Source organism: Streptomyces sp. NPDC048002, from assembly GCF_040653275.1.
Taxonomy (GTDB): domain Bacteria; phylum Actinomycetota; class Actinomycetes; order Streptomycetales; family Streptomycetaceae; genus Streptomyces.
The window spans coordinates 259,499-273,792 of record NZ_JBEZNL010000003.1 but is presented as its reverse complement, the minus strand read 5'-3'; the positions used below and the strand labels follow the sequence as shown (position 1 = coordinate 273,792).

The following is a 14,294-nucleotide window of genomic DNA, read 5'->3' as shown; positions in this document are numbered from 1 at the left end:
GGGGTGCCTCCCTCAGAGGGGGTACCCCCAGCGCCCACCCGTGCCGCCCCAGCGGCACGACCGCCCGCGGCTGTGTCGGAGCGAGACGGCCCCCGACCCGGGCGGAACTGGGCGGGGCGGGTGGCTGCGGCTACGTCGGAGCGAGGCGGCGCCCGGGGCGGAGCCGGGGCCTCCGGGCACCGCGCGCCTGCCCGGGGCGGGTGGGAGTGGTGGGGCAGAGCGAGGCGGCGCCCGGCCTGGCGGGGTTAGTTGGTGAGGTGTTGGTTGGCGAAGGTTAGTTCCAGGCGGATTTGCTTGATGCGTTCGTCGACGACCAGGGAGCCGTGGCCGGCGTCGTAGCGGTAGACCTCGTGGGGGGCGCCGCGGGACTCCAGGCGCTTGACGTAGTTCTCGATCTGGCGGATCGGGCAGCGCGGGTCGTTCACGCCCGCGGAGATGTAGACCGGGGCCTTCACCTGATCCACGTACGTGATCGGGGAGGACGCCTCGAAGCGGTCCGGGACCTCCTCGGGGGTACCGCCGAGCAGCGTGCGGTCCATCGCCTTCAGGGCCTCCATCTCGTCGTGGTACGCGGTGACGTAGTCCGCCACCGGCACCGCCGCGATGCCCAGGGTCCAGGCGTCGGGCTGGGTGCCCAGGCCGAGGAGGGTGAGGTAGCCGCCCCAGGAGCCGCCGGTCAGGATCAGGCGGTCGGGATCGGCGAGACCCGAGGTCACCGCCCACTCGCGGACCGCCTCGATGTCCTCCAGCTCGATCAGGCCGACCCGGTGCTTCAGGGCGTCGGTCCAGGCCCGGCCGTACCCCGTGGAGCCGCGGTAGTTGACCCGGACGACCGCGTACCCGTGGTCCACCCAGGCCGCCGGGCCCGCCGCGAAGGCGTCGCTGTCGTGCCAGGTCGGGCCGCCGTGGATGTCGAACACCGTGGGCAGCGGGCCCTCGGCGCCGGCCGGCCGCTGGACCAGGGCGTGGATCCGGCCGCCGGGGCCCTCCACCCACACGTCCTCCACCGGGACCGAGCCGGGGGACTTCATCCCCGGCGGGTCCAGCACGACCGCGCCGGTCGTGGAGCGGACCGCCGACGGTTCGGCGGCCGAGGACCACAGGAACTCCACCGTGCCGTCCGGGCGGGCCGTCGCGCCGGACACCGTGCCCTTGGGAGTGTCGATCCGCGTCAGACCGTGGCTGCCCAGGTCGTAGCGGAAGAGTTCGCTGCGCGCCTCGAAGCTGTGCGCGACCAGCAGGCCCGAGCCGTCCGGGTACCACTCCGCGCTCACGTCGCCCGGCAGGTCCAGCGCGAGGTCGGTCTCGACGCCGGAGGCCACGTCCCACACCAGCGGCTCCCAGCGGCCCCGGCGCTGGTGCCCGACGAGCAGCCGGGTGTCGCCGTCGACCGGAGCGAAGCCCAGCACCTCAAGACCCAGCTCGACGGTGCCGCCCTCGGTGTCGTCCAGCTCGGCGACCGCCGTCCCGTCCGGGCGGATGACACGCAGCGCGGAGTGCATCGCGTCGCCGTGCTCGGTGTGCTCGATCGCGATCAGCGCACCGTCGTGGGAGAGATCGCCGACCCCGGCGGACTCCCGGTGGCGGTACAGCTCGGCCGGGGGTTCGCCGAGGCGCGCGAGGTGGATCGTGGTGCCCTCCTCGTCCGTGGAGCGGCCCACGACCGCCGTACGGCCGTCGCGGGCGAGGGCGAGGCCGGCCGGGTAGGAGGGGTCGAGACCGGGAGCGGCCAGTTCGTCCTCGCCGCCCGCGAAGGGCTGGCGCCGCCAGACGCCGAACTCGTCGCCGTCCTTGTCGTCGAACCACCAGATCCAGGCGCCGTCCGGGGAGAGCACACCGTCCGTGGTGCCGTTGGGCCGGTCCGTCACCTGCCGCTGCTCACCGGTGGCGCGGTCCCAGGCGTACAGCTCGTACGTCCCCGTCGCGTTCGACACGAACAGGGAGCGGTCCGGGGCGTCCTCCGCCCACTCCGGCAGTGACACCCGTGGCGCCCGGAAGCGCTTCTCCCAGTCCGGTACGGACCGGTCCTGCTCCTGCTGATCCGGCGCGGCGGACCCGTTGCTCTCAGTCATGACCCCATACTGCCCGGCCGGAGCGACAACGTGCCGACTCCGCCCTCAGCCTGTGGATAACTTCCGCCGCGGGCGGAACGGCCACTGTCGGTGGCGGGGTGCGGACCCCGCGAGAAGGGCGTTTCGGGACGGGCCGTACCGTGGGGAGGGTGTACCGGTTTCTGCTGACGCCCCGTTGGTGGGGGATCAACGTCTTCGTGCTGCTCGCCATCCCCTTCTGCGTGTTCATGGGGTCGTGGCAGCTGAGCCGGTTCGAGGATCGGCTGGACAGCCATCAGGGTGCCGAGGCGCAGGCCGCCTCGGACAAGAAGGAGGCGGCCCGGCCGCTCGCCGAGATGCTGCCGGTCGACAAGGCGACGGTCGGCAAGCAGGTCACGGCGACCGGACGGTACGGCGAGCAGCTGCTGGTGCCGGACCGCGAACTCGACGAGCGCCGCGGCTTCTACGTCCTGACCCTGCTGCGCACCGATGACGGACAGGCCCTGCCGGTCGTACGGGGCTGGCTGCCCGGCGACGCGGACACCGCCGAGGTGCCGGCCGCTCCCACCGGCGAGGTCACCGTCACCGGGGCCCTCCAGGCGTCCGAGCAGCCCGGGGAGAACGGCGTGCCCGGACAGGGCGGCCTGCCCGCGGGGCAGACCGGCGCGATCAGCGCCGCGTCCCTGGTGAACCTGGTCTCCGACGACGTCACCGACGCGTGGGTCACCCTGAACAAGGGCGATTCGGGGATGCGAGCCGTGCCGGTGAGCGCGGCCCAGGACTCCGGGCTGGACCTGAAGGCGTTCCAGAACCTCGGCTACACCGGCGAGTGGTTCGTCTTCGCCGGGTTCGTGGTCTTCATGTGGTTCCGGCTGCTCCGGCGCGAGGTGGAGTTCGCGCGCGACGCCGAACTCGGTCTGCTGCCGGAGGACGACCCGGAGCACGACCCGGAGGACGACTTGGGGGACAGCCCCTCGGAGAACCCCGAGGGGAACGAGGAGCGGGTCGCCGTCTGAGCGACGCCCCCACTCGCCTCTCGGCGGGTTCAGTCCGTCGCCTCCCGGCGGGTTCAGTCCGTCGCCTCCCGGCGGTTTCCTTCCCTACGCTCCCGCCAGGACCCCGGTCCAGTAGACCGTTCCCGCGCAGCCGGAGATCGTCGTCTGGGCCGCCGGACCGCCCGCCTCGGCCGTGTTGGTGACCGTCACCGAGCCGTCCAGCGTGCCCTCGGCGAGGAGCTGGGCCGAGGTGCCGGTGTCGGTGCCGGTCGTGGTGCCCTCCGCCGTACTCGAACCGTCCGTGGGGGTCGGGGCGGGCGTGGGGTCACCGCCGCCGGTCGTACCGCCGGAGTTGTCGCCCGTGGTGGGACAGGTCTCCGAGGGCACCCAGGCGAACTTGACCTCGTACGAGGAGCCCGGCTGGAGCAGCAGGGACGTCAGCTCCAGGGACGGGTCGGGCAGGGCCGTCGCCGCGTCGCCGGCGATGTGCCGGGCCGTGGAGATCTTCGTCGCGTCCGCGGCGCCGCCGGGCACCGCGCCCAGCGTGCCCGGACCGGAGACCGAACAGGCCGCCGTGGAGGAGTTGGTGAAGCGGAAGGTGCCGTAGACGGTGCCGACGCTGTCCGGGGCGTCCGCGCCCGCCGCGGCGACCGCCAGCTGGTCCGCCGTACAGACCGCGGCGTCCGCGGCGGTCGTCGCCGAGGGGTCGGTCGAGCCGCCGGATCCCGTGGCACCGTCGCCGCTGCCCTCGGTCTCCTTGGGCTGGTCGCCCTGGCCGGGCTTCTGGGCCTGGCCCGAGGAACCTCCGCTGGAGCCCTGGCCCGCGTCGGGGTCGATCCCCTGGCTGGCGCCGCCCTGCGCCTCGGTGCCGTGTCCGGCGACCGAGGGGTTGGCGCCGGGGCCGACCGCGCCGGAGACGTGCAGCAGCGCGGGGACGGCCGTACCGACGAAGAGCGCGGCCGCCGCCATGCCGACGAGCGCCTGCCGCTTGCGCGCCCGCCGTGCGGGCACCGCCCGCCGCAGGTGCTCCAGCGTGCCGTCGCGCGGCTCGATCTCCTGTACGGCGTCGTGCAGCAGCGCGCGCAGGTCCAGCTCGTCCGGTGCGGTCTCCGGGGCGCGCGAGGCGCGTCCGGCGGGGGCGTGGGCACCGCCCTTGCGGGCACCCCGCGCGCCGCGCGCGGCGGAGCCCAGCGCGGACAGACGCCCGGCCGGCCCGTCGGGACCGGTGGCTGCGGGCTCCGGAGCATCCCGGTCGCCGCCGGACAGCTCACGCATCAGCGCGTCCAGACCCGACACACCCGAGCCCGAGCCCCCGCCCGAAGCCGCGTCCGCGTCCACCGAGGCGTCCGAAACCGCGGAACCCGGCCCGTCGGGACCCGGCCCGTCAGGAGCAGGCCCGTCAGAACCCGGCCCGTCAGAACCCTGCGCGTCCGAGCCAGGTCCCGTGGCGTGCTGTCCAGCCCGGCCCTGCTGCCCGGCGACCTCGCGCCGGGTGCGGTCCGCGGCAGCGCTGTCCGTCGCGGCACCGCTGTCCGTCGCGGCACCGCTGTCCGTCGCGGTGCCGTCGGTCGGGGCCTGGCCCTCGGGGCCGTCGTTCAAAGTTCCGTTCCCAGCGTGCGATTGCTTCGGCGTCCGGTCGTCCGGGGAGAGACCCGGGGGACGCCGCCGTTCGTCGTGGTCGCCGCTCATGCCGGCGCCTCCATCGCGACCCGCAGCGCGGCGATGCCGCGCGAGCCGTATGCCTTCACCGAGCCCAGCGATATGCCGAGCGTCTCGGCGACCTGCGACTCGGTCATGTCGGCGAAGTAGCGCAGCACGAGGACCTCGCGCTGGCGGCGCTGGAGGCCCTTCATCGCCTTGATCAGGGAGTCCCGCTCCAGCTGGTCGTACGCCCCCTCCTCCGCGCTCGCCATGTCGGGCATCGGCTTGGAGAGCAGCTTGAGGCCGAGGATGCGGCGGCGCAGGGCCGAGCGGGAGAGGTTCACCACCGTCTGCCGCAGATAGGCGAGGGTCTTCTCGGGGTCCCGGACCCTCTTGCGCGCCGAGTGGACACGGATGAACGCCTCCTGGACGACGTCCTCGCAGGAGGCCGTGTCGTCGAGGAGGAGCGCCGCGAGTCCGAGCAGCGACCGGTAATGGGCCCGGTAGGTCTCGGTGAGGTGGTCGACCGTCGTACCGGCGGCCGCCGCCTCCTCGGTGATCTCGGAGCCGTCACGCTGACTGGGGATGCGGGCGGGCCGCGCTGCGGGCATGGGTGCGATCACCGGCATGCCGCCGGGCGCACCGGGCATGCGGGATCTGCGGGAAGGGCGCGGCGGCCGTAGGGCCGTGCCGCGCGTCGCCGCATGGAAGTCGAGTACCTCTGCCACGCCTGTTGGACACGCTTCCCCCCGAGAGGGTTGTACGTGCCGGACGTCACTTTTACGTCAGGCAGCACGACTGACGGTGACTCACATGCACTCATGCGTCCCGCTCTTCCCCTATGTCCCATATGGACGAGCGTCCCCACGCCCGCCTCACGGCGTCCCCACGCCGTGGATTCACGCCCGAACGTCCGCCGGAAGGCGACCGCAAAGACGCTCCCCGCCCTCCGCGCGGTTGCGGAGGGCGGGGAGGAAATCTTCGAACGCCGAAGAGGTCCTGATCAAGTGGTACGGACCATCTTCCGGCTCACATCTTCACGCAGATCCTACAAATGATTCCCGCCGGAGCCCCGAACTTTTCCGGCCGGGGAGCCCTGTCGCGGAAACTCCGCCGCCGTCACGGAAACCCCGCCGCTGCACGGACTCGGCCGCCGTCACGGACTCCGCCGCCGTCACGCGAACTCGGCGGCGACCAGCTCGGCGATCTGCGCGGTGTTCAGCGCCGCCCCCTTGCGCAGGTTGTCCCCGCACACGAAGAGTTCGAGCGCGGTCGGATCGTCCAGCGCCCGGCGCACCCGGCCGACCCAGGTCGGGTCGGTGCCGACCACGTCGGCGGGGGTGGGGAACTCGCCCGCCTCGGGGTTGTCGAAGAGGACGACACCGGGGGCGGTGGCGAGGATCTCGCGGGCCCGGGCGACGGTGACCTCGCCCTCGAAGCGGGCGTGCACGGTCAGGGAGTGCGTGGTGACCACGGGGACGCGGACGCAGGTGACCGCCACCGGCAGCTTGGGCAGCCCGAGGATCTTGCGGGACTCGTCCCGTACCTTCATCTCCTCCGAGGACCAGCCGTCCTCGCGCAGCGAACCTGCCCAGGGGACGACGTTCAGCGCGACCGGCTCCGGGAACGGACCGGTGTTGTCGCCGACGGCCCGCCGTACGTCACCGGGGTGGGTGCCCAGCTCGGTGCCGGCGACCAGGGAGAGCTGCTGGCGCAGGGTCTCCACGCCGGCCCGGCCCGCGCCGCTGACCGCCTGGTAGGAGGAGACCACCAGCTCCCGCAGCCCGAACTCGGCGTGCAGCGCGCCCAGGGCCACGATCATGGAGAGCGTGGTGCAGTTCGGGTTGGCGATGATGCCGCGCGGCCGCATCCGGGCCTTGTGGGCGTTGACCTCGGGGACGACGAGGGGCACCTCCGGGTCCATCCGGAAGGCGCCCGAGTTGTCCACCACGACGACACCGCGCGCGGCGGCGACCGGCGCCCAGTGCGCGGCGATGTCGTCGGGTACGTCGAACATGGCGATGTCGACCCCGTCGAAGGCGTCCTCCGACAGGGCCGTCACCTCGACCTCCTCGCCGCGCACGGCCAGCTTGCGGCCGGCCGAGCGCGGGGAGGCGATCAGTCGGATCTCACCCCAGATGTCCGCGTGCTGGGACAGGATCTGGAGCATGACCGTGCCGACGGCACCGGTCGCTCCCACGACCGCGAGCGTCGGCCGGCGGTTGACCGACATCAGCGACCGGTGCCTCCGTAGACGACGGCTTCGTCGCTGTCGGAGTCGAGACCGAAGGCGGTGTGCACGGCGCGCACGGCCTCGTTGACGTCGTCGGCGCGGGTGACCACCGAGATACGGATCTCGGAGGTCGAGATCAGCTCGATGTTCACGCCCGCGTCGGACAGGGCGGTGAAGAAGTCGGCGGTGACGCCGGGGTTGGTCTTCATGCCCGCACCGACCAGGGAGATCTTGCCGATCTGGTCGTCGTAGCGCAGCGAGTCGAAGCCGATGCCGTGCTTGTTCTTCTCCAGGGCGTCGATGGCCTTGCGGCCCTCGGCCTTGGGAAGGGTGAAGGAGATGTCCGTCAGGCCCGTGGAGGCGGCGGACACGTTCTGCACGATCATGTCGATGTTGATCTCGGCGTCCGAGATCGTGCGGAAGATCGCGGCGGCCTCGCCCGGCTTGTCCGGCACACCGACGACCGTGATCTTGGCCTCGGAGGTGTCGTGCGCGACACCGGAGATGATGGCCTGCTCCACCTTCTTGTCCCCTTGCTCGATCGGCTGGCTGCTGACCCACGTGCCCTGGAGTCCGCTGAAGCTGGACCGGACGTGGATCGGGATGTTGTAGCGACGGGCGTACTCCACACAGCGGTGGAGCAGCACCTTCGACCCGGAGCTGGCCAGTTCCAGCATGTCCTCGAAGGAGATCCAGTCGATCTTCTTCGCCTTCTTCACCACACGCGGGTCGGCGGTGAAGACTCCGTCGACGTCGGTGTAGATCTCGCAGACCTCGGCGTCGAGGGCGGCCGCGAGAGCGACGGCCGTCGTGTCGGAGCCACCGCGCCCGAGCGTGGTGATGTCCTTCTTGTCCTGGCTGACGCCCTGGAACCCGGCGACGATGGCGATGTTGCCCTTGTCCAGGGACTCCCGGATCCGGCCCGGCGTGACATCGATGATCCGGGCTTTGTTGTGGACCGAGTCGGTGATGACGCCGGCCTGGCTGCCGGTGAAGGACTGGGCCTCGTGGCCCAGGTTTTTGATCGCCATGGCCAGCAGCGCCATGGAGATACGCTCCCCGGCGGTCAGCAGCATGTCGAACTCACGCCCGGCAGGCATCGGAGATACCTGCTCGGCGAGATCGATCAGCTCGTCCGTCGTGTCGCCCATCGCGGAAACGACGACGACCACCTGGTGGCCGTTCTTCTTCGCTTCCACGATCCGCTTGGCGACGCGCTTGATGCCCTCGGCATCGGCTACGGAGGAGCCTCCGTACTTCTGCACGACAAGGCCCACGTGCGCTCCTCGCTCAGTCCGTGTGTGTCGGCTCATTTTACCGAGCGTCCGAATTCGACCCCGGGGTTCCCAGATGGTGAGATTCGGACGCCCAGGGTCGTGTCTGCCCGGTAGTGGGCCCCTCACTCGGAAAGTGGGCCAGCTCACTTCTCAGTCCGCCAGTTCCTTGAGCGGCTCGGTGTCCAGGGTGATGCTCACGGGTTCCGGAATCCGGACAGTGGCCCCGAAGGGCCGGTTCACCTGCTGGCGGTAGCGGCCGTCCTCGGGGTGGGTGAAGACGGTGACCGTGCAGTCGTCCCGGTCGATGAGGAGGTAGACGGGGATGCCCGCGGCGGCGTATCCGTCGGGCTTCTCGACCCGGTCGCGCCGATCCGCGTCGGAGTCGTACGACGTCACTTCCACAGCCATCAACGCGCTGTCCGGCACCGACCACTCGCCATGGCCCTTGAAGCTTCCGACCGGCACCAGCACGCCGTCCGGCTTGGCCCGCCCTTTGCGGTATCGCTCCGTCTGCAAGCCCCGTTCCGCGTGCAGCCACAATTCGGGGCGGTGCTGCATGCACAGCCTCTGCAGCCAGGCAACGATCTCGCTGTGGTTGCCATCAGGCACGGGCTTGAACACGACCCTTCCATTGACGAACTCCAAGCTCACCGTCTCCGGGGCATGGCGTTCGAGTTCCTCGAACTCCTCGACGGACATCTGCGGCCGGTCTTCGGTCCTGGGGGTCATGGCGTCGCCTCCTCGACACCATGGTGCCCCGGCCGGGGCCTCCCGCACGCTCACCTCAGCCCCGCCGCGCGACGCAGTGCCTCGACGCGCTCGGTGACATCGATGGCATCGTCGGCGCCGGGCGGTCCTCCGCCGTCGCGCGGAGCGGGCAGGAAGGTCGGCGGGACGTACCCGCGCAGCCCTCCCTCCGCCTCGACCTCCGCCAGGCAGTCGCGGCACAGGCCGTTCACGATCTCGGTGGTCCGCTCGTCCCTGTCGCACAGCGGGCAGTACAGGAGTACGCGGCTCACCCGGCCACGACGGGCGGGCTTCTGCCGGATCTTCGCCTTCTTCGGGGGCATCTTGTTCTCCAGTCGTCTGCGGGCGAGTCCGCCCGGGTTGGTGACGGCGGGCGGCAGCCCGTCGGTCAGTGCCTTGGTGAGGTCGTACGGCGACACGCCACGGGACAGCCACTCGGCCGCGAGCGGTTCGAGGGAACGGCAGTCGCGCTCGGACAGCGGCATACGGGGATCGGCGGCGCGGAGTTCGGCAAGCGCCTGGTACGCCGTGCTCGGCGGCTCGGATTCCCCTTCCTCCGGCGCCTGTTCCTCCGCGACCGGCTCCTCGGTCACGTCTTCGGCGCGTACCAGACCCGACGTGTAGTCCTCGGTCACGTCCTCGCCGTGCCGCGCCTCCGCGAACTCCGCCCACCACTGCGCTGACCTGCACGTTCGCTGCCAGTACGTGCGCGTGACCCATCGCATCGAGTCGTCCTCGACGGTGATGTGCTCCTTGATCCAGCGCAGATGGCCGGCCACGGTGATGCGGCTCAGCGACGTGCGCACGGCCTGCTGGCCGTAGCGGGGGTGGACGGCCGCGAGGGCCTTGTAGCCCATCGCGTGGCCCTCTTCGAGGTGGTCGACGAAGACGGCGATCTCGCGGTCCCGGGGGTTCAGATGTGCGAAGTCCGCGTCGGAGTGCGGGTCTTCGTCACCCGCGGAGCGTTTGCCGTAACCCGTTTTGGCCATCGGGTGGGACGGGGACGGCAGGGCGGGGCTAGGGTGGGTGCAAGCCACGATCGACCTCTAGACGATCCGTAGGGCCAGGCCCCGGAGCCGGTGTTCCAGCACCGACCGGGGCCGATCTATTTGCCGCGAACCTAGGGCGGCTTCACGTTCCGGCGCAAGCCGATCACGGAACGTCACTCTTTCGAGGTAGGCGGCCTGAACTCACCTAGCGGCTTGGTTAGTTGGGTTGGATTTCAACGAAACAAGAAACCCGGAAAACCCATGGGAAGGGCTCGAAGCCCGAGGCTCAAGCCCCGGGCTGAACTGCGGAAATGAACGCCGCCCAGGCAGGCGCGGCGAGATGGAGTTCGGGGCCCGAGGGGTTCTTGGAGTCGCGGACATGAATGCCTGCGGCGAGCGCGACCTCGACGCAGGCACCGCCCTCGTTGTCGCTGTAGCTGGACTTGAACCAATCGAGCGCGACCTCGACGCAGTTGCCGCCCTCGTTGTCGCTGTAGCTCGACTTGAACCACTTCCGCTGGTCAGTCATGACTGCCCACCATCCGCTCGATCAATCGGGCCGACTCGTCGGGTCCGAGAGCCTCTGTGCGGATCATGCTAAGCCGCTCGGTCACCCGGCTGACAACCCCCGGATCAGCCGAAAGCTCGCTGGCGAACGGGCCTTCGGAGAAGGCGAATCGCTCGTGTTCGCGAGTTTCCAACAGCACCAGGGGACCCATGAGTGCGTCGCTGGTGGCCCGTTCGAAGGGGAGCACCTGCACCACGACGTTCCGCAGCCGCCCCACCTCCACCAAGTGCCGCAGTTGTTCGGCATCCACCTGTGGTGCGCGCAGTACCGCCTCGTAGAGAACGAAGCTCAGACCGACCGGCGGTTTCCGTTCCGTGAGGATGGACTGCCGTTCCATCCGGCCCGCGACGCGCTCCTCCACCGTCTCCTCGTCCAGGGGCGGGATGCGGTTGTCGATGAGAGCGCGGGCGTACCCCCTCGTCTGCAACAGCCCCGGCACGAGCGAGACGTCGTACCACCAGATGCTGGTCGCCTCGCTCTCGCGCTCCATGAAGTCCTGCGCCCGGGGCGAGTACCGGTCCCGGTCCAGGAACTGTTTCGCGGCGCTCAACATGCCCTGCGCTCCGCACAGTTCGTCCGCCACGTCCAGCACGCGCGGCGTCGGCCGCCGTACCCCGCGCTCCATCGACATGATGGTGTCCGGGGAGTAGTTGGCGGCCGAGGCGAGCTGCTCCCGGCTGACGTCCGCCTTGGTGCGCCAGCGTTTCAGCTGGTCGCCGCTGTAGCACCAGGCGGCCGGCCGCTGGTAGTTGTTCTGACCCGTCACCGCGCCCACCTCCGGCCGACACGCCACAGCGAGTACCAACTCGGTCGCTACCGAGCGTAGCTTGAAGGGCACCCCAGCGTGACCGGTTTCACAGTGTCCGGCGCTCGCCCCGCACCGCGGGCCCGGAGGCTACTTCGTCGGCCTCAGCCCGAGCTGGTCGCCGATCTCCTGCTGCATGACCCGGCCGGCCTCGAACTCCAGCGTCTCGTCGCCCATCACACCCTGGTCCGTGTCCAGGCCGTCCAGTTCCTCCAGGGGCTGGTTCAGGCGGACGTGGGCGAGGACGGACTGGAGGGCCCGGAGGGTCGCCGAGGCCGTGGAGCCCCAGTTGGAGAAGTAGGAGAACTGCCACCACCACAGGGCCTCGGTGGTGCGGCCCGCGCGGTAGTGGGCCATGCCGTGGCGGAGGTCGGTGATGACGTCGGTGAGGTCGTCGGAGATCCGGGCGGGGACGGCCGCCTTGCGGGGCTCGTAGGGGTCGAAGACCTCCGAGTACACGTCCACCGGGTCCAGGATGCGGGCGAGGTTCTCGCGCAGCTCGTCCACGTCCGGCTCGGGGCCGAGGTCGGGCTCGTAGCGCTCGTCCGGGACGATGTCCTCGTGCGCGCCGAGCCGGCCGCCGGCGAGCAGCAGCTGGGAGACCTCCAGCAGCAGGAAGGGGATCGCCGATTCCGGCTCGTCGCCCTTGGCCACCTCGGTGACCGCTACGAGGAAGCTCTCGACCTGGTCCGCGATCTGGACGGCGAAGTCGTCCGGGTCCTGCGTGGTCGCGTGCAGCGTGGCGTCAGACATCTAGGAGTCGTCTCCCCTCGAAGGCGCGGCCGAGTGTGACCTCGTCCGCGTATTCCAGGTCGCCACCCACCGGGAGGCCGCTGGCCAGGCGGGTGACCTTGAGGCCCATAGGCTTGATCATGCGGGCGAGGTACGTGGCCGTGGCCTCGCCTTCCAGATTCGGGTCCGTGGCCAGGATCAGCTCCGTGACCGTACCGTCGGCCAACCGCGCGAGAAGTTCTCGTATACGCAGGTCGTCGGGGCCGACCCCCTCGATGGGGCTGATCGCGCCGCCCAGGACGTGGTAGCGGCCGCGGAACTCACGGGTGCGCTCGATGGCCACCACGTCCTTCGGCTCCTCCACCACACAGATGACCGAGGAGTCGCGGCGGGCGTCGCGGCAGATGTTGCACAGCTCTTCCTGCGCGACGTTTCCGCAGGTCGCGCAGAAGCGGACCTTCGCCTTGACCTCCATGAGGGCCTGCGCGAGACGCCGTACGTCGGTCGGTTCCGCCTGGAGGATGTGGAAGGCGATCCGCTGCGCGCTCTTGGGACCGACGCCGGGCAGCCGCCCCAGCTCGTCGATCAGGTCCTGGACCACGCCTTCGTACAACGGACTGCCGCCCTTCCTGGGGTTCCTTCACTACGTACGGTAGAGGCCCGGCGGCCGTCTTAGAAAGGCAGGCCGGGGATGGAGCCGCCGAGGCCCTGGGCGAGCGGGCCGAGCTTCTGCTGCTGGAGGGTCTGGGCGTTCTCGTTGGCCGCCTGGACGGCCGCGACGATCAGGTCGGCGAGGGTCTCGGTGTCCTCCGGGTCCACCGCCTTGGGGTCGATGCGCAGACCGCGCAGTTCGCCGGAGCCGGTGACGGTCGCCTTCACCAGACCACCGCCGGCCTGCCCCTCGACCTCGGTCCTCGCCAGTTCCTCCTGGGCGTTCGCCAGGTCCTGCTGCATCTTCTGGGCCTGCTGGAGCAGCTGCTGCATGTTGGGCTGGCCACCACCGGGGATCACGATCAGCTCCCGTTCCTCTGGTTCCCTTGTCCTTTTGCCGTTCGGCACGAGCCTACGTGCTCTGCCCGGCCGTCGCCCCGGCACTCTTTCGAGTGAGGCGAATGTGTGGCCTATACCTGATCAAGGGCCACTTCCGAGCGGAAAAGCCGCGAAAGACGCCCCTTCGCCACCCATTGGGCGGTAGGAAGGGTCCGGCGCATCAGGAACATGCGTCACAGTGTCACGCAAAGTGATCGGGACCAGCAGGGATCAGTAGGGAGTGCCGGGTGGGTCAGCCGGAGATGCAGCCCGAGGGCCCGCCGCACGACGGCCGGGGCGAGAGCCGCGAGGGGGCCGCCGGGCCCCGGACGGGCGACCTGACCGGGCGGGCGTTTCCGGGCGGCGACTGGGGCGAGCCCGCGGTGCGGCTGGACGAGCTGTACCGGTGGGTGGAGCAGGGCGCGCTGGACATCGCCGCCTGGTACCTGGCGGACCGGGTGTGGAAGCGCAGGGGCGCCCGGGTGCTGCGCGGGGGTGCCGCGGCGGGGGCGGTGTCGGGGGCCGCGCTGCCGCTGCTGGATCTGACCGGGGTGATCGGCGGGGTGGCGCCCTGGGGGTATCTGGCGCTGCTGCTTGCGGTCGCGTGTGTCGGCGTGGACCGGTTCTTCGGGGTCACCTCCGGCTGGATAAGGGACGTGGCCACGGCGCAGGCGGTGCAGCGGCGGCTCCAGGTGCTCCAGTTCGACTGGGCCTCGGAGAGCGTCCGGGAGGTGCTCGGGCCGGCGGAGGGCACGGCGAGCGAGGCCGCGGACCGGTGCCTGGGGGTCCTGCGGCGGTTCTCCGAGGACGTGACGGAGCTGGTCCGCACGGAGACGGCGGACTGGATGGTGGAGTTCCGCACGGGTACGGCACCCATGGGCATCCAGGGCGCGGTGGCGGGCGGGGGCCGGCAGGACGGGACGGTCGTCCACGGCCGGTTCCCGATGCCGCCCGGCGGTCCGGCCCGCCCGAACATGCCGCGCCAACGCCCCCCGGAGCCGCGCTGACCGGCCCGCGGGGCCGTCTCTCTCCGGTCGGGGGTACTTTCGGCCCCCGCCGGCCGGGCCGCCGGGCCGCCGGTCCCCGGCTTGCCGACCCGCCGCGCTCCGGCTTGCGCCCCCTTCGGGCTCCGGCGCGGGCGCCCCTTCGGTCTCCGGCGCGGGCGCCTCTTTGGTCTTCGCCCCGCCGGGCCGCCGGGCCGCTGGCGTGGGGCCCTCCGGACCGTCG

The 14,294-nt window shown here is 71.2% G+C and carries 14 protein-coding genes; 2 read left to right on the top strand and 12 right to left on the bottom strand.

The window, feature by feature from the left end; genetic code table 11:
• Positions 1-245 precede the first annotated feature (245 nt).
• Positions 246-2,072 (bottom strand): prolyl oligopeptidase family serine peptidase, encoded by a 1,827-nt coding sequence (locus AB0E07_RS07035; RefSeq protein WP_362247297.1) that lies wholly within the window; start codon positions 2,070-2,072, stop codon positions 246-248.
• A gap of 149 nt (positions 2,073-2,221) precedes the next feature.
• Between AB0E07_RS07035 and AB0E07_RS07030 the strand changes: the two genes are divergently transcribed.
• Complete coding sequence (locus AB0E07_RS07030; RefSeq protein ID WP_362247296.1) at positions 2,222-3,067, top strand: SURF1 family protein; 846 nt, start codon at positions 2,222-2,224, stop codon at positions 3,065-3,067.
• Positions 3,068-3,151: 84 nt separating this feature from the next.
• Here the strand turns inward: AB0E07_RS07030 and AB0E07_RS07025 are convergent, their stop codons facing one another.
• The 11 genes from AB0E07_RS07025 to AB0E07_RS06975 form a co-directional block, all read right to left on the bottom strand.
• Complete coding sequence (locus AB0E07_RS07025) at positions 3,152-4,645, bottom strand: hypothetical protein (RefSeq protein ID WP_362247295.1); 1,494 nt, start codon at positions 4,643-4,645, stop codon at positions 3,152-3,154.
• Positions 4,646-4,731: 86 nt separating this feature from the next.
• Positions 4,732-5,337: a SigE family RNA polymerase sigma factor gene (locus AB0E07_RS07020; protein WP_362247294.1), complete on the bottom strand. Its 606-nt coding sequence runs from the start codon at positions 5,335-5,337 to the stop codon at positions 4,732-4,734.
• A gap of 524 nt (positions 5,338-5,861) precedes the next feature.
• Positions 5,862-6,920, bottom strand: coding sequence for an aspartate-semialdehyde dehydrogenase (locus AB0E07_RS07015; protein WP_362247293.1), 1,059 nt, complete (start codon positions 6,918-6,920; stop codon positions 5,862-5,864).
• Positions 6,920-8,197: an aspartate kinase gene (locus tag AB0E07_RS07010; RefSeq protein ID WP_269660691.1), complete on the bottom strand. Its 1,278-nt coding sequence runs from the start codon at positions 8,195-8,197 to the stop codon at positions 6,920-6,922. The genes AB0E07_RS07015 and AB0E07_RS07010 overlap by 1 nt, the downstream gene beginning before the upstream one ends.
• Positions 8,198-8,347: 150 nt before the next feature.
• Positions 8,348-8,926, bottom strand: coding sequence for a Uma2 family endonuclease (locus AB0E07_RS07005; protein WP_362247292.1), 579 nt, complete (start codon positions 8,924-8,926; stop codon positions 8,348-8,350).
• A 50-nt stretch (positions 8,927-8,976) separates the two neighbouring features.
• Positions 8,977-9,933, bottom strand: a complete 957-nt coding sequence (locus tag AB0E07_RS07000) for a hypothetical protein (protein WP_362247291.1) — start codon at positions 9,931-9,933, stop codon at positions 8,977-8,979.
• 286 nt (positions 9,934-10,219) lie between these two features.
• Positions 10,220-10,462: a DUF397 domain-containing protein gene (locus AB0E07_RS06995; RefSeq protein WP_362247290.1), complete on the bottom strand. Its 243-nt coding sequence runs from the start codon at positions 10,460-10,462 to the stop codon at positions 10,220-10,222.
• A complete protein-coding gene (locus tag AB0E07_RS06990; protein ID WP_362247289.1) occupies positions 10,455-11,267 on the bottom strand; it encodes a helix-turn-helix transcriptional regulator in 813 nt (270 codons plus the stop codon). Before AB0E07_RS06990 ends, AB0E07_RS06995 begins: the two co-directional genes overlap by 8 nt.
• A gap of 129 nt (positions 11,268-11,396) precedes the next feature.
• On the bottom strand, positions 11,397-12,059 hold the full coding sequence (locus AB0E07_RS06985) for a DUF5063 domain-containing protein (RefSeq protein ID WP_362247288.1): 663 nt from the start codon (positions 12,057-12,059) through the stop codon (positions 11,397-11,399).
• Positions 12,052-12,651 (bottom strand): recombination mediator RecR, encoded by a 600-nt coding sequence (gene recR, locus AB0E07_RS06980; protein WP_362247287.1) that lies wholly within the window; start codon positions 12,649-12,651, stop codon positions 12,052-12,054. Before recR ends, AB0E07_RS06985 begins: the two co-directional genes overlap by 8 nt.
• Before the next feature lie 59 nt (positions 12,652-12,710).
• Positions 12,711-13,049 (bottom strand): YbaB/EbfC family nucleoid-associated protein, encoded by a 339-nt coding sequence (locus AB0E07_RS06975; protein ID WP_362247286.1) that lies wholly within the window; start codon positions 13,047-13,049, stop codon positions 12,711-12,713.
• 266 nt (positions 13,050-13,315) lie between these two features.
• On the opposite strand from AB0E07_RS06975, the gene AB0E07_RS06970 reads away from it, so the two are divergent.
• On the top strand, positions 13,316-14,074 hold the full coding sequence (locus AB0E07_RS06970; RefSeq protein ID WP_362247285.1) for an SLATT domain-containing protein: 759 nt from the start codon (positions 13,316-13,318) through the stop codon (positions 14,072-14,074).
• The last annotated feature ends 220 nt before the right edge of the window (positions 14,075-14,294 follow it).

What these genes read in the sequence shown, in the direction of transcription:
- AB0E07_RS07035 (WP_362247297.1), bottom strand. Translation starts at nt 2,072, where the DNA reads ATGACTGAGAGCAACGGGTCCGCCGCGCCGGATCAGCAGGAGCAGGAC.
- AB0E07_RS07020 (WP_362247294.1), bottom strand. Translation starts at nt 5,337, where the DNA reads ATGCCCGGTGCGCCCGGCGGCATGCCGGTGATCGCACCCATGCCCGCA.
- AB0E07_RS07015 (WP_362247293.1), bottom strand. Translation starts at nt 6,920, where the DNA reads ATGTCGGTCAACCGCCGGCCGACGCTCGCGGTCGTGGGAGCGACCGGT.
- AB0E07_RS07005 (WP_362247292.1), bottom strand. Translation starts at nt 8,926, where the DNA reads ATGACCCCCAGGACCGAAGACCGGCCGCAGATGTCCGTCGAGGAGTTC.
- AB0E07_RS07000 (WP_362247291.1), bottom strand. Translation starts at nt 9,933, where the DNA reads ATGGCCAAAACGGGTTACGGCAAACGCTCCGCGGGTGACGAAGACCCG.
- AB0E07_RS06995 (WP_362247290.1), bottom strand. Translation starts at nt 10,462, where the DNA reads ATGACTGACCAGCGGAAGTGGTTCAAGTCGAGCTACAGCGACAACGAG.
- AB0E07_RS06985 (WP_362247288.1), bottom strand. Translation starts at nt 12,059, where the DNA reads ATGTCTGACGCCACGCTGCACGCGACCACGCAGGACCCGGACGACTTC.